This window comes from Escherichia sp. E10V10 (genome assembly GCF_004211985.1).
GTDB lineage: Bacteria > Pseudomonadota > Gammaproteobacteria > Enterobacterales > Enterobacteriaceae > Escherichia.
The window spans coordinates 787,364-809,565 of record NZ_RHJO01000001.1 but is presented as its reverse complement, the minus strand read 5'-3'; the positions used below and the strand labels follow the sequence as shown (position 1 = coordinate 809,565).

Genomic DNA, 22,202 nt, shown 5'->3' with positions numbered 1-22,202 from the left:
GGGCCGAAGCCCCTTAAATCAGATGCCGCTTGCGCGATAGACAGCGAATGGACGTTTCACCAGAGCACCGGAGGTGGCGTTAGTGAAGTCTTCGGTAACCAGCTTGCAGGACGTGTCCACGCCCAGCGCACGGAAGCGTGAAGGAACGATCTGGTCGATTACGCCACCACCGTCAGTACCAGAGTCACCAACCGTTTCTGCGTACAGGTAGAACACGTCAGCGCCGCCGTTGGCTTCATCCAGTTCGATGGCTGACTTAACGGTTACATTCGGGTAGTTCTCGCGCAGCCAGTCATACGGCGTTTCACCAAGGTCGTTTGGCGTCGACAGGTAGTCAACTTTTTCCGATGCCACAGCCAAGATGATTGGCGTAGCGGTTGGGTCGATGACTTCTTTCGACTGAACGCGCAGCGCCGCTAAACCGGTCAGCAGATCACGCACGATTTCCGCGTAGGTCTTTTTGTCCCAGGTGGTACCGCCAGTGCCAGCTGACACGGTGATGTATGCCGGAAGGTTCGGATCGTTCAGGTATCCGTAAATCGGGCGGGTGTCCGGATGCGTCGCATAGCCATAGAACGCGACACGGTTACGGGAGATTTCCAGCGCCAGGGAGGCTGCATTACGCTTGGTTTCAGAGGCGTTGATGCCAATGCGACCGGAGCGCAGACCTTCAAGCTCACCAACCTGCAAGCCCTCTTCAAAGCGAACGACACCTCGCTTCTCATAGGTCAGGTTCCAGCTGGACAGTGGAATATTGCCATAGTCGGTGTAAGGCTGTGCCACGCCAACCAGTTCCAGAATTTCCTGGATGACTTCTTCGTCTTCCCACGCGCCAGCAGTCACCACGCCCATCAGCTCATCGGCTTTGCGGGCGGCGGTGATTACCTGCACCTGACCAGGCAGCCATGCCTGCAGGAATTGCATGTAAGGGCTGTTACCCTGAGAGGCGTTGACAGTCAGACCGGGAATGCTGACGGCGGCGTCCATGCCATACGCCTGAGCATAGGACTGCGCGGCAAAGTCAGAAATGTGGATCCCCACTTTAGCGAGGGAACGGACATTATCCGCTGAATCCATCGCCACGCCACGCAGTTTGCTTTGCAGCAATTTAGCGGCAGCAGGAGACAGGCGCTTATGCACCTTTGAGATTTTAGGCATTTGTTATTTCCTTGAATTAAGGTGCTACGGCTGGAGTCGGCAGTTGCTGCAGGGCGACGATTGCAATGCCAGTGGTTACGTTGTAACGCACGACACGGGAGCCAGGGATAAGCGTAGAACTGGCAGGGGCAGCGGACGCCGGCGCAGCTACCAGGGAGCCGTCAGCTTTGTATGCGATCGCATCACCAACACCCGCGGCAGTAGTCAACTCCATAAACATGCCTGGAGTCTGGGATGTCGCTTCCAGTTGAGCGCCCTCCTCGATACCTGCCGCATCACCACCTAGCGCGGTATAAGCCGCCCACTCTTTCGGTGATGACAGGATTCCGACATACGTCCCGGAACCGCCGATGGATACCATACCGTTATCACCAGCGGACTGCGTCAGTGCTACTGCACCGAACGGGACTCGTTTACCTGCAGTACCGTCGAATTTAGTTTTCAACTGCACAGGCTCGGCGCGAACGTCGCCTGCCAGCGCGTGTTCACCGGGAATTCCCCATGCCAGATCGCTGCCTACAGTTTTTTGAAAGGTCATTCTGTTCCCCTTAAAGAGCATCGATTGCGGAAGATACAGCGTTGTCTTTGGTCGGCGCTGCGTCCTGACCGAATGCAACGATGGTGCGTGGAGTTGCGGCTTTCATCGCCAGTGCAGCATTCAGGGCTGAAACTTCATGGCCAGCTGCGATGCCTTTGATGCCGAGTTTCTCCAGGCCGTACTTCGCTACCGCCACGGTATCCATGGAGTCGCACGCAAACGCGCCGATGTGCTGAGTCAGGCGATTGGCCAGTTCGTTACGCTTGCCAAGTTCTTTCAGCAGCGCGCCTGTGTCCTGGGCTTTAACCTGCTTGGTCAGGGTGTTCACCTGCTTGGTCAATGCAGCGATCTTCGCATCCTGTGCCTTGCTTTCTTCGGTAGTGTCTTCGTCCTGAGCCTGCTCGGTGGTAGTGTCGTCATCCTGAGCAGTGGTTTCTTCCGAGGTATCCTCATCCGTCGCCGTAGTGGTGTCGGTGGTATCCTCGTCAGTAGCAGTTTCAGTACTCGCTTCGGTCTGGTTCATCTGCTGAAGCGCGGCCATGACAGCAGCAAGCTGCGTCGCGTCCAGCTTGCCGAGCGCAGCGATCAGTTCCTCTAAAGTCATCGTTTTATCTCCGTCGGAGTTTTGGTTTATGGCCTGGTCCATCACTGCGACGTCAGGTCCTGTTCTGCCCTCATCAACAAGGGCTAGATGGTTTCCGCAGCGGATATTTCGCTGCACATACTGATACGGTATTCCTTCAAACACACCTGGCGTTGGGTCAACGTCGTATTTGTAGCCAGGAGATAGCTCGGTCTTCCCGGATTGCAGAGCCTGCTTCAACTCATCAGAGAACACGCGAAGATTTGCCCGAAGATAAGGAGGGTCAAAATAGACCTTCTCTCCAACGATTCCGGCGACACCAGCATCGCCAGCATCAACGCCTTCGGTACCAAGCCATGCATGCCCATTGGTAAAGGGAATAAGTTTGAAGGATTCCAGCGTCTCCGGCCTGCTGAGTTCCTCCGCTGGGCGGTACACCTGGTAAATTCTGTCTGGGTCTGGCGCGCCGGGGATCTCGCTGCCGAGATAATCGAATATCCCGGCCTTAGTAATTGGGTTGCCCTCAACGTTGATCCAGCCGTTGTCATCGATAACGCGAGCGGAACGGTCGAGGGCTTTAGCGCCGGTTGTCATTATTTCACTCCAAAGTCGACCACCAGTTTGAATGTGCAACGACAGTTAATTTCCTCTCCGGGGATGACGTTCTGACCGCTATCGCCCACCGGAAGGCCAACGGCAAGGTCAAACTCTTCACCGTGCGCCTTAACATGTTTAGGACGGGAATGCGCAGGGCCTCGATGTGAGTGGATCCAGATGCCTTTGGTTGCCCCAGTTGCCTGGGCCTTCATCATTGCCGTGTCGTTGTACGCCTTTCGCGTCTGGTCCATTGCGATGTTTCGTGAGCGACGGTCGAGCTTGCCGTTGGCATCAGACAGGATGTCTTTCAGCGCGGACAGATCGCCAGGCGACTCGGCCACAGCCTTTCGAATCCTCTCGATGTGGTCCGTCGGCAACGTCGATATCAGTTGTGCATTCTTCTGCGCTGCGTCACGGAAGTACCCGCGCACAGCATCAGCGTTAACGGCATCGTCAAGTTTCAGCGCGGTGAATTGCCGCTGAGTAGACTTATCAGCGCCGTCGAGTACCGGGTTAAACATCGTGGGGGCGTAATCGCGGAACAGGTTGGCGTATTTGCCAGACAGTGTTGTCAGTTTTGAGTCGAGCGATGGGCCACTGGTTGCCAGTAACTCATCAGACAGGTTGCCTTTCATCCAGTTTACCAGGCGTCGGAGCCGTCGCTGGTACTGCTGCTCCAGATACAGGGGGCTGAAGAACGGCCGCGATTGCTCTTGCAAGTCCGTCGTTTTCTTCTCCGCCATCGTCTACCTCCTCAAACTCGTAGCCGCTGGATTCGTCATCCTTTAGCTTCTGCTGGTTCTGTTTCGCGCTAACCACACCCAGCTCCTGATAAATCTGAGCTGTCTGCGCCTTCGCCAGGCCGGTTTGCGCCTGCTCGGTTTCGGTAGGTTCGTCCAGCGGATTCCACACCACTTCGATATCCATGCTCTCGCCGAACTCTGATTTGGTCAGCAACTGGTAATGTCTATTCAGGAACGGCGTGCCGCTGTGCTCCTGAATGCCGGCCAACGTTTCACGGTAAGCTGACATCTCGAAATCACCGGTTGGGTTGAATCCCTTCGGCGATGTGCCGAGGAGTTTCGTTGCTGGCATCTCCGCAACCGACGCGACGAGCTGATACTCGGTCATGATTACTGAGTCGACGTCGCCAAGAGAGGTTTCGTGCTGCTCATACCCATCACTGTCACCAATGGGCATCACACCGAAGTTGTCACGACGTTCGACGAACTCCTGAATTTTCGTCAGGAAGTTGTCAGGGTCTGCCATCGCTTCCGCAAGGTCAGTCTTAACGACGTTAAGCCGCTTAGACATCAACAACTGCGGCCCTTCGTTCGCCGACCGCTCAGCGCCATACACGCGCTCCCAGATGAGCTGAGGCAACGGCAGCCCACCGAACAGATACGTCGGCTTGAGCACGTCAGCGACTTCTGAGTAACGAATGATGACGAGGTGTGACCGGTGATAACGCTTGTTGGCTATGCGCCAGTATGTCGGCTCGTAGAAGTTCTCTGACGATGGGTCAGTTACATCCACACCTTCCAGTTCAGGTGCGCACCAGTACGGGTCTACCTGGCTGATGCCGCGGTAACCACCCTCTGGCACACCGTCGATATTGAATGGCTTCTCGTAATACTTCGGGTCGTCGCTGTCCACACAGAAGATGGCAATACGAATGCCGAATACCCGATTGAAGCGCGCATACTCCTGCACCTGACGTTTGATTCCTCGCTTGCGGTCGATCTTCTCCAGGCGCTGAACCTTTTCCGGATCAACGCCAGTTATCTTCCAGCCGTTGCGCGTGGCGTCCTCTGGTGGGATTTTGCATGCACGGTTAACCAGCCACTGCTGAGCCATGACGGCACACAGCTGATGACCGATGAAGCTCTGCGACAGGAACCAGCCAACGATGTTGTCCGGTACGCCGCCGATAGTTGAGAAGCGATACCCAGCAGACGGTGATTGAGCGCACGACTCATCCATTGCTTTACCGGATGCATCAACAGGACGTGCAGCCCTGACGGGGAATGCAGTGCGCTCGATATCATCCAGGCTGAATGAAGCATGTTGCTTGTGCGTTGAGAAGGTGCCTGCTCGTTTCTTCTTTTCCGGCTCAGGCTTCGCCTCTTCAACAATTACTGCTGCTTTTGGTCGAAACCACTTAAGCCAGTTCCAGTTCATGAGAAAATGCCCTTCCCTTTTCTGCGGATCAGCCCATCCAGTGAATACCGGACAGCGTCCCAACAGTGGTTGTTTTTGTCTTCGATAATCGGCAGCACCTCACTGGTGACGCGATCCGTTTTGTAGGAATAGAGTCGGGCTTCTTTTGCCGTCTCTTTGCAGCGCGGGTGAATGATGATTTTCTTAAACCCGCGCAGATAGGTGATGCCATCTTCTACACTGCCCTGCCACTTCTTGGCGGCTGAGATATTGAATCCCTGCGCCTTGATGTGGCTGATTGTCTCAGGCCGCGAGTTATCCGCCTTGATAGGCCAGCGGCGCGCCTCTGGTATGCCGGGGAATGTCGCCTCGTCGGTAACTTTCCATTCTTCGAGTTGGCGAGGTTTCGCCCCATCCTTACCGGCGTAGAACTTCCACATGTCGTCGAGCTCAACGTGCTTGCCGTAGGCCTCGTATTCGATATACAGGCAGTTATCGAGAATGAAGTTGCGAACCAGTGTTGACGGATCTTCGGCGAAACCGAAGTCACCGCCGAACAGCAGGCGATCAGCCTTTTCCCAAAGGTCATCAGGGAAGCTCTGCACCACATAGCGATTCGCCAGCACCTGCTTGTTGGAGTTCTCGAGGTATGCGCCTTCCCATATCCACGCGTAATCGGCGTAGTCGAGAGTTGCCAGGTCGTCCTGTCGCTCCTCTTCCAGCACATCGGGGAACCACGGGTTATCGTTGTAGTTCATCTCGACGATGATGGATTTCTTCGGCGGGGTCTTCCTGAATCGCTTATCAGTGGCGCTGCCGTCTTTCTCCGGGTTCCACGTCACCCAGATTTCAGATCCTTTCTCTCGCACTGTCGGACGAAGTTTTTTCCAGGCGACATCAGACACCGATTCGGCTTCGTCCACCCATGCCAGCAGGATGCGCGCCTTCGACTTGATGCTGTCGAGGTTATGCCGCAGGCCACAGAACACGTAACTGACGCGACGGTTCTTCGTGCGGATGTACTTTTCACCAATGTCGAAGTAATCATTGAGCCACGGCACGGCGCGGATTGCCTGCTTCACCTCCTCCATACTCGACTCTTCGAGGGAGTTCATGTATTCGCGGCCACACACAATCACGCCACTTATCCCCGCCTCTGCTTTCTCGTAAGCGCGCACAGCACTCATCAAAGCAAAGGTGCGCGTCTTAGCCGAACCACGGCCACCATAAGCGCAGCGGTAACGGACATTCTCGGCGGTGAATACAGGAACGAGCTTCGCGGGGATCTGCAGATCAGCTGTTGCTCCCATCAGGCGAAACTCCAACTAAACGGATGGTGGTCGGCTTTGGTGACATGCTGCCATCAGAGGAAACGTTATCCACCACCTTGGCGGCCTCCCACCCCTGTAACTCGGCCAATTGCTTAATTGCGGCTTTGGGGTCGTGGAGCTTAATCTTCAGGCCTTGAGGGCCAGCGGTAAGCTCAGCGATAGCGGCCATTGCTTCAGGCGTCAGCAGTGCAGAATCTTTGAAGCTCCATGATGCCTGCATTATCGGATCGCCGTTCTCATCCTCACCAATCATTCCGTTGCGGAACTCAGCCAGATCAAATAGTGATGCGCGCCCGAGGGAGGTCAGGCGTTTGAGTGCCTCCTCTCGCCCCATAATGGCCTCGTCTACCACCTCTCCCTGAACCAATTTGAGAAACGCTACGACGTTAACATTTGCATACATTCTTGATGCTGCCGCTCGAATAGCGTCGCCCCTCGCTTTCCCCTTCGCTGCCTTGTATGCGTCGGTCTGGTTCTTACCTTTGATGATGGCCAGTGAGAATTGTTTCTGAAGCGGAGTCAGCGCATCGAAAAGAAGTTGCTGCTCTGCCGTGAGCTTTTTCGATGCCATGCGTACTCCTTAAACTTGCAATTCTGTTATTAACTGATGAAATAGTATGTTCTTCATCACAAAGCTGAAGGTTGGGTCGTAATGGAAATCACCACAATTAATCAATTAATCGCAGCATGCTCAGGCCTAATAGGTGCATGCATAGGCGCAAGTATCTCTGGATGGGTGAACTACCGAATCAGTCGTGGTAATCACGACATTGAAAAACTATCATTTGCTGCTGGCTTTGTTGCGGAAGTTGAGTCACTGCAAAAAGTCATGAGGGAAAGGAAATATTTAGAGGCATTCACCTCCATGGCTAACCACCCAGAAGTCCTAGCTGGAGAAAAGGTTTATTACACGATCTTGATACCTGACAACTTCTCCAGGTTTTATAATGCTAACCTGAATAAGGTTGGTTTACTGGGTGTAGAAAGAACGAAGTTATTAGTCCAATACCATCAAATACTTCAAGCTTTGGCTCAGGACTTCAAAGAAGGATCGTATGTCAATACTAATGGTTTTGATAAAGAAGCAATTGATGAATGCATACGTTTCTTTGAGCTAGCCCTAGCTATAGGCGATCAGATTGTGAATTTCGAACCGAACAATTAGATTTCCACGCTCGGTTATGCACCAGCACATCGCGCTTCGTCTGCTTGTCCATGACGGTGATATCGTTTTCCGTGAGATAAATTGGCCTCACCCAGTCACAGCCAGTGTCGATTAACTCAACCTTTGCGGGTCCAGTTTGAGCGCAGCTCACGATCAACGTCGTCATCAGGCATATGGCTAACAGTCTGCTGTACATTGCTGGCCTCTTTGGTTACTTCGACGCGGCGGTCTGCGGCTGCTTTGGTGGCTGCGGCGTTATCATCGGTATGCTGCTTATCAGCTTTTGCTTCGGCTTTCTCGCGGCCACGCATGCTACCCAAGCCGAACGCTGCGAGCACCATCAGTGCAGCAGCGGCGATAAACGCCAGTATGGCTTTCAGTTTCGTCATAGGCTTACACGCTCCCGCACCCAGCCATAAACGAACGACTCATTAGCCGGGCGCTGTTCTGCCAGTTCGAGATAACGCTGACCCTGGCTGCAGTTCAGTGATCGGAGCAATACCTCCTCCCCTTCACTTCCGCGTTTCGCCAGGAAGGACTTCAAGGCGCTGATGCTGCGCGGACCTATCTGGCCATCGGCAATCAGGTCGGGATAGAGTTGCTGCTGGTTGTTGAATACGTTCAGCCAACGCTGGAACCATTTCACCTGCACTGATGGCCCCATGTTCACTCCGGTGTCACAGAGTTCGGCGGCAATATCCGGTGATACAGCAGCAACCTGGTCGAAGCGTGGGCCATACCAGTAATCAGCCTCAAGGATTTCCAGGGCTTGCTGGCGCGTCAGATTACGCATATCACCGGTATAGCCATGTGCGCGTGCCGTTGCCTGAGTAATTCCCCAGTTCGTGGGACCGCCTTTGTCGTTCGGGTGATTAACGTAGCCACCTTCTTTGCCGAGGATGCTGTTGAAGATATCGTCTTTGGTCATCATTCAGCCCTTACGACTTTCGCCAGATTGCCTTTGGCTCGCCAGACAGCAATACAGATTGCCAGATTGAGAAATAACTCACCCGGATCAACGTTGCTGTAGTGGCCGAGGAGAATACGGAAAGCGGTGAAGCCTGCAGCCAGAATAAGCAGGTAAGCCATCCACGCGTAACCGGGTCGGTGTGTCTTCCCGGCTTTACTGAAGAACATCAGACGCATCACGATCGCCATACAGATGATCGCGTTTGCATCCAGGATGACGGAATGCCATGTCATTTCCCTTCCTCCTCCAGTCCAGGCATCTTTCCGCGCCGTGACTTGGCGACGATTCGAAGCAGGACTGCGACGGAAATGGAAGCGGATACCAGTGCACCGACATTCGGTGAAACTTCGATACTGACCGGCGGCTGCAACAGCCCGAGAGCTGTGTTAATAACCCCGGCGAGAATCTTGGCCATGGGAACGGAGAAGAACACGCCGCCCATGAACGAGATGACCGCGAAGAGCATCTGCTTCCAGAGTTGATGAGGCTCTGAGGTCAGCACATACATTGCCGCCCCGGCCAGCGCACATAACATTACGCCAGGCGTCGCCTCCGGGAACATCGTAGCGAAAGTGATCCCTACCGTAGCGGAGGTCACCCCACTGGCAATTGTGATTGGCTCAGACATAGTTATTCCGTGTATAGAGGTAGGCCGTCCGACACGATAGCTACGTGGCATATGAAGGTGATTGTCGGCGGCCTGAATAAAGAGCCCACGGCGCAGTGGGCAAGATGAGGGTGGTGCGTTGAGCTTTCGCTCTTATGGTCCTGGTAGGTATCCAGATACGAAAAAGCCCCAGCGATTAACTGGGGCTATTTTTGTAATTCGGTCGACAACCAAAGCTATGGCGACGATATCAGATTTACATGAAATATAAGCGTTTCAGTTCGGTTTTGCAATATCTTGCTGATAATTTGTCGACTTTTGTTGTGATCGTGATCGCGTTACGGCCATAAGCGAGCCGCTATCGAGCCGCTTAAAGCTGTTGCGCATTGCCAGCCAGTGAGGAAGATAGGTTTCTGTCCAAGTGGATTTCGCCACGCCAGCAAGTTCTGCCAGCGCCTGGTATTCGTAGGCATCCTTACCCGCCAACTCCGCTTTGACGTCCTGCGCCGCCAGCCAGATAAGCTTCTTCAGGCGCTCCATCGTCTTGCCAGCCATCTTCTTCGCGACGAGCTGCTCCAGGAACTCTGCCCACGCCCACTGGGTTATCGCCACCTGATATTCGAAGCGCACGTTCTCGCTGTAGCTCCATAGCAGCCACGCCCTCTGGTGTTCGTCCAACGACAGTACCGCGCGGCGCCATGATGCTGTAGAGAACTCCACCGGGTTGACCAGTGGAATGTGGGAGCCTTTCGCGCGTGACTGCTGGCCGGGGATCGGCGGGTTATTGGGATTCATTAAACGCCCGTTCACCGGGTTGACCACCTTCATCCTGCCCCGGCTGCGTAGAGTGGCTGTAAACATCGCGTTCTCGGCGAATGCTACCAGTTGACCTTTCGTTGCTCCGCTCATATCTGCCGTGGCCACAATCAGCTGCTGGCGAACGTATTCGAGGTATTGAGTGTTCATTAAGCGGCTTCCTTCTGTGGTTGGCTGGTTTTAGTGTGCTTTGCTATTGGTGGCATGCTGGCGCGCTTAACGCTTTCTGCCTGGTACCGTGCTATCTCGTCTCTGGTCACGGCGCACACTCCCCAATAATGATCTGCCCTTTCTCTCCCCAGAGCTTTGTCACCCGGCCATCCCAGACGCGGCTGTCGTCGTCGAAAATGGCATCGAGTAACGCCTTTTCCAAGTTGTCTTTATCCGGTTTCTGCTGATGAGCATGGCCATTCAGTTGTGCCCGCTTCTTCTGGCTCCAGCTTTTTGGCATGGGAATGATGAAGGTGACGTGATAACCGGATTCAGGCAGGCAGATCCCTAGCAGGCGTACTTCGGCTTTAAAAGCCCAATACGCTGCTGTTCCCGGACGTTTTACCCATCTGTCCCGTTGAGTCATGCGAGGTTTGCTGACAGGAGTAATATCGTAAATATTCATATCTTCACGAGCCCCTCTTTCAGCCAAATAACCTGCGTGCGTGCCATGCCTTCCAGCGCGCACTCCTTCGCATATTCCGCATCGACAAGACGCGTACGGCGATCAATCTCGTCGTGGCAGCTGCTACATGCGATGGTGGCGATCAGGTCAGGCGGCTTGATTCCGGTACCGCATAGACCAGCTATACGGATATGTGCCAGCACCGAAGTTTCAGAGTTTCCGTTGCATATCCCAGGGATCCGCACCTGGCATTCGCGCCCGCGTGCTGCTTTGCACAAATTAGCCATGCTGCCTCCGTGCCGCGAGACGCAGCCATTTCTGATCCACTAGGCGGGATGTGTAATCTTTGAGAGTGGGTATTTCTGATGGGCTCAGTTCCGGCTTACGCTTGCTGTGCGCCGGTACTTTGTAGATGCCTCCATTCATGACGCGATTGATGAGGTTAGCCATGCTTCTCACCCCACTGTTTCGCCCATTCGATTTCGAGGCGGGATTTCTCGCTGAACTTCACGCTCTGCTGCGTACCGAACCAGTAGATAGCCTCAATGACTTCAACCATCTGCCGAACGGTCATCTTGCTTGTACGCTGACCGAACATCACAACGCCGCCGTCGAGACCAGGTGCCATCCTCTGCTCTTGCTTTTTGGCCTTGGCGACCATCGCGGTGATCAGGTCTTTCCAGTCGTCAGGGTCGTACTTATTGCCGAACCAGGTTACCTGGTCAGAGAGGTCTTTCAGTAACGGCCACATCTTGCGATTCTGATCCAGCGTGCGCGTCATCTCCTTGATGTCGAGAATCAGTGGTCGTCTGGCATCCACCGGCAACTGGCGGATGTAGTTGATAGCGTTCTGCTTGATGGCGTCGTTCATGAGGTGGAATTGTTGCTTCACACGCCACCTCCGGGAGGTAACGCAGAATGCAGAAAATCGCAGGTGCATTTCTGCATCTGTGACAAGGTGAAGAGTTCAGATTGTGGTCGCATTTAAGTCCCCTTAAATGCGCAGAAGTCATCGAAGTTGTTCAGGCTCCGATGACGCGATTATGGCTGGTTGATTTCAGAAAATCAATTATCCGGGGTTGGTCTGAAAAACATACCCATCGGCTGTATCGTGGACAAAATAATAATCTCTATACCCATCTTCGGCCCCAACCACGTTCAAGCTTATGGCCATCTTGTAGGGCATGCCCAGGAAAAGGCCATCACTTAGCTCACTCTTTTCTATAGTGATTTGATGATTTGCTACCGGCCCATTCCTCCCCTGCCGGGTAGAATAAATATATTCAGCATCCATATAGTCACTGAAATGTTCTCGTGTAAAAACCTTCACCTTTTCCATCATTAACTCTCCTGCTTTAGGTAAACCGGATCGAGACTGAGTTTAAAATGGTTTAAGTATTAATGCTCACCTTTATAGCAAAAACTTTAACCGGATCAGGGCCGAAGTGCGGATGTGTTATTACCTTGATTTCATATCCGCCATACGGGACGTCAATTCTACGACTGGAATCATCGCGCTTCGGATATCCTTTTGTGATGATCAGACGGTCATACTCGCGGTTAAAGAGGCGCTTTTTCCAGTAGTCATTAACAAGGCGATACTCTTCCGTTTTCTCTCCGCGAATCATGGCATCGAAGTATTCACCTTTGACTGCAAGTTGCAGGTTAGCCACGGTTAACCTCCTTCGGCGGTTCTGGCAGCGGCATCCAGTCGGTGACACTGCGGCTCTGTGTTTCAAAAAATTCATCACCGCACTGTTCGCAGTTATGAATACCCTCTATAGCCATAATTCGCTCATCGTCGGTTACATTCTACGCCGCCAGCTCCCTGCACTTGCTCTCGGCGTTAGCGAGATGTACTGCCATATCGGTGAGTTTCAGTTCCAGATTGTGAATAGTCGCGTCTGCTGCCCGGAACTCGCTATGTGACTCGGCAAGTTGCAGTTCCAGTTCTTGATAAGTTGGTTTCACGCTGATGTTCTCCCGTAAAACGCCAGTACACGCTGCATTGCTGCCGAGTTCTTGCATTCCTGAAATATCCCGTTGGTACTAACGAGGCCTTCACGTTCCGCTTCTGTGGAGTATCGGTAATACACCGTTCTCCATACCCTTCCTTCAGGGACAATTACTCCGTCATGAAACATGATGTTTGCAGCCTGATTGATGCTGGTCATCGTTGTTCCGCTGGCTGCTGATACATCAGGCGCACAAAAATTTTTATGCGTCTTTAGGTAGTTAAGAATTGCCTGCTTACCAGTCATCTCACACCATTCCGCTCGACTTGTTGCGGTTGTACTTCGCCTGCAGCAGTTGGATAGGCGTCGGTCCTCGATCGGCAACTGGTGCGGCAATTGCCCGACGCACAGGCGGCACTGGCTTACCATCACAGACACGCTTCTCCCACATGTCCAGCAGGACACCGGCCTCACGCGCCAGCTCACCATGCGTTAACTGGCGCTCTGTGCTGCGGTGGCGAAGTTCGAGGCAGATGTGGTACATGACCGGCTGTGACCAGGGGAATTGCTCGCTGGAGGTGAATTCGAACGAACGGTTACGCCAGTCCCAGTATTCGGTGATCACCTGTTCAATGGTGATACCCAGTACCCCGCCACTCTGCTTGCACCAAGCGACGAACTGGCCCGGCGACGGCAGAAATGGGCGCTCCTGGCGGCGTGCTATACGCATACCGGCATCAACCTGGGTCATTGAGTGGATCCCATTCTCCTGAAACGCCAGCAGCCACTGACGGCGGAATTCGTTCAGGTCGTCCTGGGTGCGGAAGTTAGCCATGCTGGCCGGAAACGCGGCACGCAGCTGGTTTAACAGTCCGTTGAATACCAGAGCCACCTGCTCAACCGGCGCGCGCTCCTGGTACTGCTCTGGCAGGTTATGGGCTATGCGGCTCATCTGCTCACGGTCGTGGTTACGTAACTGCTCTGCAAAAGATTTCATCGCATAACCTCATAGGCCCAGTCAGTGTTGTTGAAGTCGAGTTCTGGCTTGTTACCTGTCGTTCTGGTTTCACCAGTGATTTGTTTCGTGCGCTGGATATCGAGCTGCGTCCACTTCTCACGCAGTGTTGAAGGGCAAAGCACGTTTCCCTTCCAGAATTTGTCTTCACAGGCCCACTTGAACAGTGTGGCGATCTCCTTGTGAGTTCTCTGGTCACGCTCTCGCATCAGGCGAATATCATTGGTCCATGCTGCATAGTTCGGTTTTCTGGCAGACGAAGAGATGCTTTGCACGACATCGAAGAGCCACTCTGCACAGCGAAGGTCTTCTGAGTTACCCCACTTTGTGCCGCTCTGAATTGCCGCTTCAGGTTTCAAGACAGGAGGTTTCTTTCCAAGCTTGTCAGAGGATTCGTCAGAATTCTCGGACGTAGAGGTCTTATTGTTTTTATTATTGTTAGTTAATGTCTTGTTCTGTTCATCGGTTGGTTTATCGGATGGTTCATCGGCTACCAACCTCAAACCCGCGCCATTACTGCCTTTTCCTTTGTCGGAAGGTTCATCGGAAGGTTCATCGGGTAAAGCGACCTGATACGAGGCGTAATTTGTGATGGTTATCACTGTTCCAAACCGGTTTCCTTCAGTGCTTATCATCCCCTCTTTGATGAAGAAATTAAGCATTCTGGTTACTGCTTGTGGACTCTTTTCTTTCCCGTCCTGATCACGAAGTTTTCTTGCCAGAATGGCCGCTGTAGTGACTAGTTGACCATTTGATAGCTCCCATTGCTTATTGGCAAATTCAACTGTTCTGACGCGGTAGGAAGCCTCTCCCAGCAATCGAACCCAGAGAGCCATTTTTGCGGTATCTTTAGCCCAATCTGTTTGAAGGAGACTTCTGAACAGAGAGAAATGGCCGAACTTTTTGTTCTCCATTCTGTTGCTCCGGAAGTATCCCGGCTCAGGCGCCGGGAAGTTGAATACTCTGGCGATATTTGTCATAATTACTCTTGTGAATTGATCCAGTTAATTCCACCTGAAGGCCGCTTCTGTTCGCGCAGAGCGGCTTTCGCCATTTTTGAAACCGTCATACAACCCCCAACATCATTTGAACCATTTCCATCAGCGGACCGGTTAAGCCAGGGTCAACGCGGTACATCTCCACAATCCCCTCGCTCAGTTCTTTCAGCTTCTGATGCCGTGGCGCATCCATTGCGACGGCAATTTTCGCTTCGCTGGTTTCCTTCTCCATGCGTACCAGACGAGCCATTAGGCTATCTTCCGGCATCAACTTTTCCCGATATTCCAGCGGCAGAACAGCCATGATTGCTGGAGTCAGTTTCCGCACGTTTTCTCGGTACTGCTCGGAGTCGAAGCGGTTATCCAGGAAGCGAAAGAGCTTCTGGCGCGCCCGGCTGATGTCTTCCGGGAAGCTGATAGCAGTCCCGCCCTGCTCCCGATATTCGTTGATGATGAGCGCTGACACCACGTCCTGATTGTCGATAGCAGCTGACCAGCCGCGAACCGCCGCGCGGATCAACTCATGATTATTGTCCGGTTCCGGTTGAGCGCGATTTATCAGCACGCTGCTGTGTATTCCGGTACTCTGTTGATACGTAAGTGATTGCATATCGCTATCTCTATCGTTGAATAGTTAATAATTGGCTGATTACTCAGCCGGTTTAATAGGGTTCCAGATTGTTAAAGAGCGGTGAGCTGTTGCGCGGCTCAGGCGATGGAGCCCGGATGCGGAAAAATTGCTGGGAGATCTGGACGAAACTCGTAAGCCTTAATCTCCCCATCAACCGCATTAACAAGGTCGAGCACATGGACTGGCGAAATTCGCTTCTTGCCATTCAGCCAGTCACAGATCGTTGATTGGGCCTTCCCACAACGTTTCGCCAGCTCTTTCTGGCTGCCAGCAATGGCAATCGCCTTTTCTACTGCGGGGTTTTTCATAATCACCTCAACTATCAATTTTAAGCGATTATGATTATCACCCTGGCGAATGTCAATCGCCTATGCGATTTTTTGCTAAATAATCGCATAGGCGATAGGATTAAAGAAAGTGTTTTTAAGGGGTGTGTATGGAATTCTCTGAGCGCTTAGCGCATGCGATGTCTTCCGCAGGATATACGCAGGGCAGGCTCGCAAAAGCTGTAGGGATGGCGCAATCCAGCGTTAATAAGCTATTGAATGGTGCGAGCAGCTCACGCAAAACTGTAGAAATTGCATCGGTTCTCGGTGTGCGTCCGGAATGGCTGTCTACTGGCGAAGGTGAAATGTTTGCCGGTAGCGCAAATGAATCCCCTACACTATACAAGGTTAGAAAGCCAAACAGTGGGATCTATCGCGTGGATGTTCTCGACGTTAAAGCCAGTGCGGGCCCGGGTGCCTTAGTTACCAGCGATTTCATTGAAACCATTAGAGCTATTGAATACACATCTGAGCAAGCGCGCTCTCTGTTCGGTAACCGCCCAGCTGAAAATATAAAGGTCATCACAGTTAGCGGTGACAGCATGGATGGAACAATTTCTCCGGGAGACCAAATCTTTGTTGATATCGGCGTCACTGCATTCGACAGTGATGGCGTTTATGTCTTTGCTTTTGGTAAAACATTACACGTCAAGCGACTTCAGATGCAGCGTGACCGCCTGGCTGTAATCTCTGATAACCCTATTTACGAGAAGTGGTATGTTGAGCCTGGTGATGAAGACCAGTTCTATGTAATGGCAAGAGTGCTTTTACGACAGTCGATAGATTATAAAAGATTCGCATAGCCCGGTTACCGGGCTTAGCACCTCCACCCCTCTTTAATCATCTTTTCACGAAGTTCTTCAATCCGCTTGTAATCCTTTCTTTTCTTCAAGATCACCACTAACTGAGAAAATCCATAGTGTGATGGCGGATAGAATTCGCTCGGGTACTTGTTGCCAGTTAACGACTCATATTCTTCTACTCTTTTATCATGAGCCCTCTTCAGCGCCGGAAATGCCAATTCTGAAAGAGCAATCATTTGCTCACACAGATGCTCAGCGCGCGCAAGATTATTAGCTTCATCCCTCAGTTTGTAATATTTCTTAATCTCTTCCTGAAGCCCGAAATGAACTTGAACGATCTGTTCATGGCTCAGCCACCGCAACCTATCAACCCACTCTTGAAGTTCCATTTATTCACTCCTTCACCGAAAAAAACAGATTACCACGTAAATAATTTTAATTAAAAATCGCCATATCAATCACACATTTATCGCCTTACCTATCATTAATATCGTTTAAGCGATTGACTACGATAATCGCCATAGCTATTATTAGCCTATCGAAACGAAACATCGACAGCTGAGCGAAGTTAGCCAGCGGCGGACAGCAAGTCGCCTGCTTTTTAACAACATGCAGATTTACAGCGTCAATGACCGGTTAAGACCCCTACACGTAAACGTGCTGTATCACCGGGTGCGATCCGGTCGGTGAGAGAATATCCCCGCGCGAGAGCGAGAACGGCGTGAGAACGGGCAACACTGGCAGGGAGTTGACGCTGACCAATACAGGGAATGTTTTGGGCTGGCAGACGGTTATCAGCTAGTTGGTGAGTTAATGGCTCACCAAGGCGACGACGGCCTTCCCTGCTTCCTTGTGGGGAGTCAGCACCAAAGCATTTCTCCCGCATCAGCGGGTAACGACAGAGAGGTGAGATATGGGAGATGTTATAAGGGCGCCGATGATGCTCACGCTCGACGCCAGAGAGGCAGTTCAGAAAATGGAGGAAGCCATAAAGCTACTTAAACTTCCATCCGTGTCCTTTGAAGGTCTTCCGCAGCATGTCATCGACCTGCTTCTTGACAGCCTTAGTGGCCTGTTCGATAACGTCGTCCTTCGTTATGTTCCTCCCGCAATCAGCACAGGATACATCCACGAAATTACTATCAAAGTCGAAATCGTCGGGTCTCTTGATGAGTTCACTTCCGCAATCGGGGCAGTGAATTTTCAGCGTACTAGTGCTCATTAATCATTCCTTAATTGCCTGTGGAATAGCCAATTCAGCAATTTCCTTTGTCTGTGGAAAGCAAGGAAACCATGCGCCGGGCATGGATAAATACCCCGGCAACAATCTGGAATGTTTTGTAGTGCGGTGAAATGCAGCTGCCAGACAGTAACTGGGAAGATAAGCATCCCTGCACCGCACCACAAAGGATTTCAACACAAGCAGCCCAATGCGGCTTTTTTCATACCTCAGCGGCTTCTCAGAGGACGCTCAGTTATGAACGGCGGCTATCCACCGCCCATTAGCGCAGAAGTCTTGTATTAACCGTTCCGTTCGCCGCGATAAGGCCAAGAGGATTTATGACAGACCTGAAAGAGATAATCGCTAAGCTTTTGGAAGACGCTCGTCACCTTAATGAAATTGCTCAGAATGCTGGCACCGCAGCCCGTATCAAAGAAGCCGAAAAGGCTCTTAAGGCTGCTTCATGACAGTCACCCACAACGGCAAGCAGTACACCGTAAAGTGCTGCGCCATTAACAATAACGAATGGCGGCTAACGTCGCTCACCAACCCGCGAGAGCAAGTCACGCTGAACCGCTGGCAGATGCATGTTGCTGGTTTACTGGCTCAGGTGGAGGGTAAGAAATGATGTCTCACTACGGAACGACTCCAATGATTCGCCAGTGCGTCACTCCCGGCATGATGGCACTGCACAAAGGCCGCACCTATCGCGTCTCAGCAGTAATCCAGGAGAGAAAATGGGTATACCTGCACACCGATGCAGAAATCATCCGTCTCAGTGATTGCGTGATTGACGTCCTTCTCGACGGACGCGGAAACCCTATCCAGCACTAACCACCCTATTCAACCGATCAGCCTGGCTTTCTGCGGGCGGGATCTGCACATCCAAATTTCAGGAGAAACCATGAGCGAAGTAACGGACTTAACTGTCATCGAAATCAAGCCGGAGCAGGCACCAGTGCTTTACGTAGCGGGCGGCCTAGATGCTTACCTCGAACAAATCCGCATGGCAGTAAACGAAGTACCAGACCTGTCCACGAAGAAAGGCCGTGACCGTATCGCCTCTCTGGCGGCGCAGGTATCCCGCAGCAAGACGGCAATCGAAAAACCAGGCCGTGAGTACCTGAAGCGTCTTAAAGAGGCTGTGCGTCCTGCTGAGGCCGAGATTAAGCGTTTCGTTGATGCGTGTGACGAGCTGCGCGATGCGACCCGCCGCCCACTCACAGAATGGGAAGCCGAGCAGGAACACATCAAGGCTGAAGAAGCCATGAACGCGCTGCACGCCGAAGCGCTGGAGATGAACATCAAGTTAGATCAGGAGCTGGCGGCCAAGTTTAAAGCAGACCACGAGATGGCCCTGCTGATGAACGATGCTTTCGACCGTGACCGCGAAGAACAGCGTCGCCTGGTGGAACAAGCACAGCGTGAACGTGATGAGCAGCTGAAGCGTGAAGCGGCAGAACAAGCCCGCCGAGATGCAGAAGCGAAGCACAAGGCAGAGATTGAAGCGGCGGCGCGCCGTGAAGCTGGAGAGAAAGCGCGCGCTGAAGCTGCGGAACGCCAGCGTATTGAAGCGGAACAGCGTGCGGCACGTGAGAAGCAGGAAGCAGAAGAGAGGGCGGAGCGTGAAAAAGTCACGGCGGTTGAAGCTGAGCGTCTGAAAGCAAAACAGGCCGAAGATGCTCGCCTGGCGGAAGAGAAACGCAAAGCCGATGAGCAGGCGAAGCGAGAAGCAGACGTGAAGCACCGGAAGACGGTCGGCACCAACATCGTTAACGCGCTCACCAGCCACACCAGCTTAACTCGCGAACAGGCTATCGAAGTACTTACCGCTCTGAAAGATGACCTGCTCCCCTGCGCGAAAATTCATTACTGAGGCAACCATGAACGCATTCCTCACTTACGACCGCATCGAAGATCGGCGCTGGGTTGAACAGCTGCTCACCGATGAGAAAGAGAAGTGGATCGACGACCGGGCGCAGCAAATCATCGACATGATGCCCAAAGAGCCGTCTGGCCTCTTCCACTTCTCCGTACCGATTGACTCCAGCCCATACGAAGGACTTCGCAGCGATAAAGCTGGCGAGGCCTATAACGACTTCGTTTCGGCAGTGGCCTACGCCCAGGCAGAGCACGACTGGGAGCACCGTACCGGCTGCCCGTTTTAATTTTTGAGGGGATTAACAATGAGCACTGCACTTTCCACCATGGCCGGGAAACTGGCCGCACGCCTCGGCATGGATGCCGGTACAGACCTGATGAATACGCTGAAGAATACAGCGTTTAAAGGTGGCAACGTCACGGACGAGCAGTTTACAGCCCTGCTGATCGTCGCCAACCAGTACGGTCTGAACCCATGGACCAAAGAGATTTACGCATTCCCCGATAAAGGCGGGATTGTCCCGGTTGTCGGTGTGGATGGATGGGCGCGAATTATCAACGAGCACCCGCAGTTTGACGGCATGGAATTCTCTTATGACAAAGAAGAAGGCGCGTGCACCTGCAAGATTTACCGCAAAGACCGTAAGCACCCGACCATTGTCACCGAGTACATGGGCGAGTGTAAACGCAATACTCAGCCATGGCAGTCCCACCCTACCCGCATGCTTCGCCACAAGACACTGATTCAGTGCGCGCGTCTGGCCTTTGGGTTCGCTGGCATCTTTGACCAGGACGAAGCCGAGCGAGTTATTGAAGGGACAACAGCGGAAGTTCATGCAGGCCATGAATCAGACAGTCGCCGCCCCGAACTAATCGCTAAAGGTGAGTCTGCCGCCCGCCTTGGAACTGTGAAGTATCAGGAGTTCTGGGTGGCGCTGAGCGCAGAAGAGAAGCAGGTGATCGGCGCAGTTGAGAAGCGACGCATGTATAGCATGAGTCTTGCTGTCGACAACGCCGAACCTATCAATGCCGCAGAGACGGAGGCTGAGTGATGGAACAACGCACACCAGAATGGTTTGCCGCGCGCTGCGGAAAGGTCACAGCCAGCCGTTTGGCTGATGTCATGGCCCGTACTAAGTCTGGCTACTCAGCAAGCCGCCAGAACTACATGGCTGAGCTGATTTGCCAGCGGCTGACCGGGAAACTGGAAGAAGGATTCTCCAATGCCGCGATGATGCGCGGCACAGAGCTAGAGCCAGTGGCGCGCGAGATGTACGCGCTGAATGAGTTCGATGCGGAAATAACTGAGGTTGGACTCATCGATCACCCAACCATCCCCGGATTCGCAGCCAGCCCGGACGGACTTGTTAACGACGACGGGCTTATCGAAATCAAATGCCCAAACACCTGGACCCATCTTGAAACTCTGAAAACTGGCGAGCCAAAGCGCCAGTACATGCTGCAAATGCATGCACAGATGATGTGCACCGGGCGTAAATGGTGTGATTTCGTTAGTTTCGATGATCGCCTTCCGCCTGACCTCGCCTATTTCAAGAAGCGCATTCATTTCGATGAAGAACTCGCGGGCGAAATCGAATCTGAAGTTAAGAGCTTCCTTGCTGATCTGGATTCGGAGATTCAGAAAATTACTGAGCGTGCAGCATGAAACGCACACCCTTTTACCGCAGTCCCGGGCGCACCGGGCAATTCTCCGGCCTCCGTGAACGCGTTATCTGGATGATTCAGACGCGAGGCCGCCCGGTAACCGGAAACGAAATCGCTGAGAAGTTCGGCGTAACGCTCATCGAGTTTAACCGCTCTGCAAAGAACCTTACGCGCAGAACCGGCAAGGTTGCCCGTCTTGAGGCATCTCCTACCTGGGTTACTGAATCGGGAATTGTCGATCGGCAATTCAACTTAGTAACCCCGGCCAAAGTAGTTGTCCCACAAGGAAAGACGCGTCTTTGCACTCGCAGCGCCGTTCTCCATGCTTCTAAAAAAGCTCATCAGGAATGCATGGATAAAGCTGCACGTCGCAGCAGGCTGATAAAGGCCAATCTCTACATTGACGAATTTGAGGCGGTGCTATGACTAACTGGAAAACAGAAGAACTCGCCCTGCTCTGGCGCCACAACAACGCCACGGTCGCCGAGCTGACCGGGTGCAGCATTGAGGAAGTCGCTGATCGGCGGTTGAAAGCGAACATTGAGCGGAACGGTTGGAATCGGAATGACCCGGAGCGAGAGCAATGACTGATTATACCGGAAGCAACACGCCTGCCGAACATCGTGACAGCTGGCGCACACCACCAGAGATTTTTGCTGCGCTTAATGCAGAATTCGTTTTTCAACTCGATGCTGCAGCCAGCGAAAAAAACCGGCTATGTCGGCTTTTTATCTCACAGGAGCAAAACACATTAACCACTTCATGGCCTGAAGCAATGGGATATGCCTCTGGCTATGTCTGGCTGAATCCACCATACAGCAATATTTCCCCTTTTGTGAAAAAGGCAGCCACTGAAAACAAATTCAGTAGTGTGGGATGTGTAATGTTATTGCCTGCTGACACGTCTGTCGGCTGGTTTCATGAAGCGATACAAACCGCCAGTGAGGTCAGATTCATCACGGCAGGACGACTGGCATTTATCAACCCGGTCACCGGTAAGCCGGTCTCTGGAAATAGCAAAGGTTCCATCCTAATTATCTGGCACCCATACCCCCGTACACACTGCCACTTTACGACCGTTGATCGTGGCGAGTTGATGGCGTTCGGCTCCAGGATTCTTGCCCGTCGGGAGGCTGCATGACAACCACGAAATGTATTTTTCTAG

Annotated in this window: 40 protein-coding genes and 1 pseudogene; 13 read left to right on the top strand and 28 right to left on the bottom strand. The window is 52.7% G+C overall.

Translation table 11 applies throughout. The annotated features are described in order from the left end of the window. Nucleotides 1-18: 18 nt before the first annotated feature. The 7 genes from D9736_RS03915 to D9736_RS03885 are packed head-to-tail and all read right to left on the bottom strand — an operon-like array spanning nucleotide 19 to nucleotide 6,938. Nucleotides 19-1,158 carry a major capsid family protein gene (locus tag D9736_RS03915; protein WP_130257743.1) on the bottom strand — a complete coding sequence of 380 codons (1,140 nt, stop codon included), beginning with the start codon at nucleotides 1,156-1,158 and terminating at the stop codon, nucleotides 19-21. A gap of 16 nt (nucleotides 1,159-1,174) precedes the next feature. After that, nucleotides 1,175-1,696 (bottom strand): hypothetical protein, encoded by a 522-nt coding sequence (locus D9736_RS03910; protein WP_130257742.1) that lies wholly within the window; start codon nucleotides 1,694-1,696, stop codon nucleotides 1,175-1,177. Between the two features lie 10 nt (nucleotides 1,697-1,706). Continuing rightward, nucleotides 1,707-2,873 carry a DUF2213 domain-containing protein gene (locus D9736_RS03905; RefSeq protein ID WP_130257741.1) on the bottom strand — a complete coding sequence of 389 codons (1,167 nt, stop codon included), beginning with the start codon at nucleotides 2,871-2,873 and terminating at the stop codon, nucleotides 1,707-1,709. Beyond that, nucleotides 2,873-3,511 (bottom strand): phage minor head protein, encoded by a 639-nt coding sequence (locus D9736_RS03900; protein ID WP_165383139.1) that lies wholly within the window; start codon nucleotides 3,509-3,511, stop codon nucleotides 2,873-2,875. Before D9736_RS03900 ends, D9736_RS03905 begins: the two co-directional genes overlap by 1 nt. After that, on the bottom strand, nucleotides 3,492-5,057 hold the full coding sequence (locus D9736_RS03895; RefSeq protein WP_130257739.1) for a DUF1073 domain-containing protein: 1,566 nt from the start codon (nucleotides 5,055-5,057) through the stop codon (nucleotides 3,492-3,494). Before D9736_RS03895 ends, D9736_RS03900 begins: the two co-directional genes overlap by 20 nt. Further along, nucleotides 5,054-6,346, bottom strand: a complete 1,293-nt coding sequence (locus tag D9736_RS03890; protein ID WP_130257738.1) for a phage terminase large subunit — start codon at nucleotides 6,344-6,346, stop codon at nucleotides 5,054-5,056. Before D9736_RS03890 ends, D9736_RS03895 begins: the two co-directional genes overlap by 4 nt. Then, nucleotides 6,330-6,938 carry a terminase small subunit gene (locus D9736_RS03885; RefSeq protein ID WP_130257737.1) on the bottom strand — a complete coding sequence of 203 codons (609 nt, stop codon included), beginning with the start codon at nucleotides 6,936-6,938 and terminating at the stop codon, nucleotides 6,330-6,332. The genes D9736_RS03890 and D9736_RS03885 overlap by 17 nt, the downstream gene beginning before the upstream one ends. Nucleotides 6,939-7,019: 81 nt before the next feature. Here D9736_RS03885 and D9736_RS03880 point away from each other — a divergent pair, with 81 nt between their 5' ends. Beyond that, on the top strand, nucleotides 7,020-7,532 hold the full coding sequence (locus D9736_RS03880; RefSeq protein WP_130257736.1) for a hypothetical protein: 513 nt from the start codon (nucleotides 7,020-7,022) through the stop codon (nucleotides 7,530-7,532). On the opposite strand, the gene D9736_RS23530 is transcribed toward D9736_RS03880, so the two are convergent. From D9736_RS23530 to D9736_RS03790, 20 genes and pseudogenes are all read right to left on the bottom strand, one after another. Beyond that, the gene (locus tag D9736_RS23530; RefSeq protein ID WP_130257735.1) at nucleotides 7,492-7,698 is read right to left on the bottom strand and encodes a hypothetical protein; all 207 of its coding nucleotides are present in this window, start codon (nucleotides 7,696-7,698) and stop codon (nucleotides 7,492-7,494) included. The two genes, D9736_RS03880 and D9736_RS23530, sit on opposite strands and share 41 nt — an antisense overlap. Next, the gene (locus D9736_RS03870) at nucleotides 7,649-7,921 is read right to left on the bottom strand and encodes a hypothetical protein (RefSeq protein ID WP_130257734.1); all 273 of its coding nucleotides are present in this window, start codon (nucleotides 7,919-7,921) and stop codon (nucleotides 7,649-7,651) included. The genes D9736_RS23530 and D9736_RS03870 overlap by 50 nt, the downstream gene beginning before the upstream one ends. Next, complete coding sequence (locus D9736_RS03865) at nucleotides 7,918-8,463, bottom strand: glycoside hydrolase family 108 protein (protein ID WP_205712919.1); 546 nt, start codon at nucleotides 8,461-8,463, stop codon at nucleotides 7,918-7,920. The genes D9736_RS03870 and D9736_RS03865 overlap by 4 nt, the downstream gene beginning before the upstream one ends. Continuing rightward, nucleotides 8,460-8,735, bottom strand: a complete 276-nt coding sequence (locus D9736_RS03860; RefSeq protein WP_128611492.1) for a phage holin family protein — start codon at nucleotides 8,733-8,735, stop codon at nucleotides 8,460-8,462. The genes D9736_RS03865 and D9736_RS03860 overlap by 4 nt, the downstream gene beginning before the upstream one ends. Next, nucleotides 8,732-9,130, bottom strand: a complete 399-nt coding sequence (locus D9736_RS03855) for a putative holin (protein WP_049041756.1) — start codon at nucleotides 9,128-9,130, stop codon at nucleotides 8,732-8,734. Before D9736_RS03855 ends, D9736_RS03860 begins: the two co-directional genes overlap by 4 nt. Nucleotides 9,131-9,385: 255 nt before the next feature. Beyond that, nucleotides 9,386-10,075, bottom strand: a complete 690-nt coding sequence (locus D9736_RS03850; protein WP_130257733.1) for a bacteriophage antitermination protein Q — start codon at nucleotides 10,073-10,075, stop codon at nucleotides 9,386-9,388. Continuing rightward, entirely contained in the window at nucleotides 10,075-10,185 is a 111-nt protein-coding gene (locus D9736_RS23335; RefSeq protein WP_165382773.1) for a hypothetical protein, read from the bottom strand. Before D9736_RS23335 ends, D9736_RS03850 begins: the two co-directional genes overlap by 1 nt. Beyond that, nucleotides 10,182-10,541, bottom strand: a complete 360-nt coding sequence (locus D9736_RS03845; protein ID WP_130257732.1) for a RusA family crossover junction endodeoxyribonuclease — start codon at nucleotides 10,539-10,541, stop codon at nucleotides 10,182-10,184. The genes D9736_RS23335 and D9736_RS03845 overlap by 4 nt, the downstream gene beginning before the upstream one ends. Then, entirely contained in the window at nucleotides 10,538-10,828 is a 291-nt protein-coding gene (locus D9736_RS03840; RefSeq protein ID WP_130257731.1) for a DUF1364 domain-containing protein, read from the bottom strand. Before D9736_RS03840 ends, D9736_RS03845 begins: the two co-directional genes overlap by 4 nt. Next, nucleotides 10,821-10,991 (bottom strand): NinE family protein, encoded by a 171-nt coding sequence (locus D9736_RS03835; RefSeq protein WP_107164404.1) that lies wholly within the window; start codon nucleotides 10,989-10,991, stop codon nucleotides 10,821-10,823. The genes D9736_RS03840 and D9736_RS03835 overlap by 8 nt, the downstream gene beginning before the upstream one ends. Next, on the bottom strand, nucleotides 10,984-11,433 hold the full coding sequence (locus D9736_RS03830) for a recombination protein NinB (protein ID WP_130236561.1): 450 nt from the start codon (nucleotides 11,431-11,433) through the stop codon (nucleotides 10,984-10,986). Before D9736_RS03830 ends, D9736_RS03835 begins: the two co-directional genes overlap by 8 nt. Nucleotides 11,434-11,610: 177 nt before the next feature. Then, complete coding sequence (locus D9736_RS03825; RefSeq protein ID WP_130236562.1) at nucleotides 11,611-11,883, bottom strand: hypothetical protein; 273 nt, start codon at nucleotides 11,881-11,883, stop codon at nucleotides 11,611-11,613. Between the two features lie 49 nt (nucleotides 11,884-11,932). After that, entirely contained in the window at nucleotides 11,933-12,214 is a 282-nt protein-coding gene (locus tag D9736_RS03820) for an ASCH domain-containing protein (protein ID WP_130257730.1), read from the bottom strand. After that, nucleotides 12,207-12,293 (bottom strand): annotated as a pseudogene (locus tag D9736_RS03815) (DUF551 domain-containing protein); the annotation flags it as partial. The pseudogene D9736_RS03815 and the gene D9736_RS03820, both read right to left, overlap by 8 nt. A 60-nt stretch (nucleotides 12,294-12,353) precedes the next feature. After that, on the bottom strand, nucleotides 12,354-12,569 hold the full coding sequence (locus tag D9736_RS23330) for a hypothetical protein (RefSeq protein ID WP_165383133.1): 216 nt from the start codon (nucleotides 12,567-12,569) through the stop codon (nucleotides 12,354-12,356). Further along, nucleotides 12,509-12,802, bottom strand: a complete 294-nt coding sequence (locus D9736_RS23525; protein ID WP_130236564.1) for a protein ren — start codon at nucleotides 12,800-12,802, stop codon at nucleotides 12,509-12,511. Before D9736_RS23525 ends, D9736_RS23330 begins: the two co-directional genes overlap by 61 nt. 1 nt (nucleotide 12,803) lies before the next feature. After that, complete coding sequence (locus tag D9736_RS03805; RefSeq protein ID WP_130236565.1) at nucleotides 12,804-13,493, bottom strand: replication protein P; 690 nt, start codon at nucleotides 13,491-13,493, stop codon at nucleotides 12,804-12,806. Then, the gene (locus D9736_RS03800) at nucleotides 13,490-14,425 is read right to left on the bottom strand and encodes a replication protein (protein ID WP_130257728.1); all 936 of its coding nucleotides are present in this window, start codon (nucleotides 14,423-14,425) and stop codon (nucleotides 13,490-13,492) included. The genes D9736_RS03805 and D9736_RS03800 overlap by 4 nt, the downstream gene beginning before the upstream one ends. Before the next feature lie 151 nt (nucleotides 14,426-14,576). After that, entirely contained in the window at nucleotides 14,577-15,119 is a 543-nt protein-coding gene (locus D9736_RS03795) for a toxin YdaT domain-containing protein (protein ID WP_130257727.1), read from the bottom strand. 98 nt (nucleotides 15,120-15,217) lie between these two features. Continuing rightward, complete coding sequence (locus D9736_RS03790) at nucleotides 15,218-15,448, bottom strand: YdaS family helix-turn-helix protein (RefSeq protein ID WP_130236567.1); 231 nt, start codon at nucleotides 15,446-15,448, stop codon at nucleotides 15,218-15,220. A 128-nt stretch (nucleotides 15,449-15,576) separates the two neighbouring features. On the opposite strand from D9736_RS03790, the gene D9736_RS03785 reads away from it, so the two are divergent. Then, a complete protein-coding gene (locus D9736_RS03785; RefSeq protein ID WP_130236568.1) occupies nucleotides 15,577-16,269 on the top strand; it encodes a helix-turn-helix transcriptional regulator in 693 nt (230 codons plus the stop codon). Nucleotides 16,270-16,283: 14 nt separating this feature from the next. Here D9736_RS03785 and D9736_RS03780 read toward each other — a convergent pair whose 3' ends face one another. Beyond that, nucleotides 16,284-16,658 (bottom strand): hypothetical protein, encoded by a 375-nt coding sequence (locus D9736_RS03780; protein WP_130257726.1) that lies wholly within the window; start codon nucleotides 16,656-16,658, stop codon nucleotides 16,284-16,286. A gap of 524 nt (nucleotides 16,659-17,182) precedes the next feature. On the opposite strand from D9736_RS03780, the gene D9736_RS03775 reads away from it, so the two are divergent. The 11 genes from D9736_RS03775 (at nucleotide 17,183) to D9736_RS03740 (ending at nucleotide 22,178) form a co-directional block, all read left to right on the top strand. Further along, nucleotides 17,183-17,494: a hypothetical protein gene (locus D9736_RS03775; RefSeq protein ID WP_130257725.1), complete on the top strand. Its 312-nt coding sequence runs from the start codon at nucleotides 17,183-17,185 to the stop codon at nucleotides 17,492-17,494. Between the two features lie 335 nt (nucleotides 17,495-17,829). Beyond that, on the top strand, nucleotides 17,830-17,958 hold the full coding sequence (locus D9736_RS23730; protein WP_276320470.1) for a hypothetical protein: 129 nt from the start codon (nucleotides 17,830-17,832) through the stop codon (nucleotides 17,956-17,958). Further along, on the top strand, nucleotides 17,955-18,119 hold the full coding sequence (locus D9736_RS23325; protein WP_165383138.1) for a hypothetical protein: 165 nt from the start codon (nucleotides 17,955-17,957) through the stop codon (nucleotides 18,117-18,119). The genes D9736_RS23730 and D9736_RS23325 overlap by 4 nt, the downstream gene beginning before the upstream one ends. Then, the gene (locus D9736_RS03770; protein ID WP_107164391.1) at nucleotides 18,116-18,325 is read left to right on the top strand and encodes a cell division protein FtsZ; all 210 of its coding nucleotides are present in this window, start codon (nucleotides 18,116-18,118) and stop codon (nucleotides 18,323-18,325) included. Before D9736_RS23325 ends, D9736_RS03770 begins: the two co-directional genes overlap by 4 nt. Nucleotides 18,326-18,395: 70 nt before the next feature. Next, a complete protein-coding gene (locus D9736_RS03765; RefSeq protein WP_130257724.1) occupies nucleotides 18,396-19,367 on the top strand; it encodes a hypothetical protein in 972 nt (323 codons plus the stop codon). Between the two features lie 7 nt (nucleotides 19,368-19,374). Then, complete coding sequence (gene gamL, locus D9736_RS03760; protein WP_107164390.1) at nucleotides 19,375-19,659, top strand: host nuclease inhibitor GamL; 285 nt, start codon at nucleotides 19,375-19,377, stop codon at nucleotides 19,657-19,659. An 18-nt stretch (nucleotides 19,660-19,677) separates the two neighbouring features. Next, nucleotides 19,678-20,424 (top strand): phage recombination protein Bet, encoded by a 747-nt coding sequence (gene bet / locus D9736_RS03755; RefSeq protein ID WP_107164389.1) that lies wholly within the window; start codon nucleotides 19,678-19,680, stop codon nucleotides 20,422-20,424. After that, complete coding sequence (locus D9736_RS03750) at nucleotides 20,424-21,038, top strand: lambda exonuclease family protein (protein ID WP_181245245.1); 615 nt, start codon at nucleotides 20,424-20,426, stop codon at nucleotides 21,036-21,038. Before bet ends, D9736_RS03750 begins: the two co-directional genes overlap by 1 nt. Further along, a complete protein-coding gene (locus tag D9736_RS03745) occupies nucleotides 21,035-21,463 on the top strand; it encodes a regulator (RefSeq protein WP_107164387.1) in 429 nt (142 codons plus the stop codon). Before D9736_RS03750 ends, D9736_RS03745 begins: the two co-directional genes overlap by 4 nt. Beyond that, nucleotides 21,460-21,624 (top strand): hypothetical protein, encoded by a 165-nt coding sequence (locus tag D9736_RS23320; protein WP_165383137.1) that lies wholly within the window; start codon nucleotides 21,460-21,462, stop codon nucleotides 21,622-21,624. Before D9736_RS03745 ends, D9736_RS23320 begins: the two co-directional genes overlap by 4 nt. Beyond that, nucleotides 21,621-22,178: a phage N-6-adenine-methyltransferase gene (locus D9736_RS03740; RefSeq protein ID WP_107164386.1), complete on the top strand. Its 558-nt coding sequence runs from the start codon at nucleotides 21,621-21,623 to the stop codon at nucleotides 22,176-22,178. The genes D9736_RS23320 and D9736_RS03740 overlap by 4 nt, the downstream gene beginning before the upstream one ends. Nucleotides 22,179-22,202: the final 24 nt, after the last annotated feature.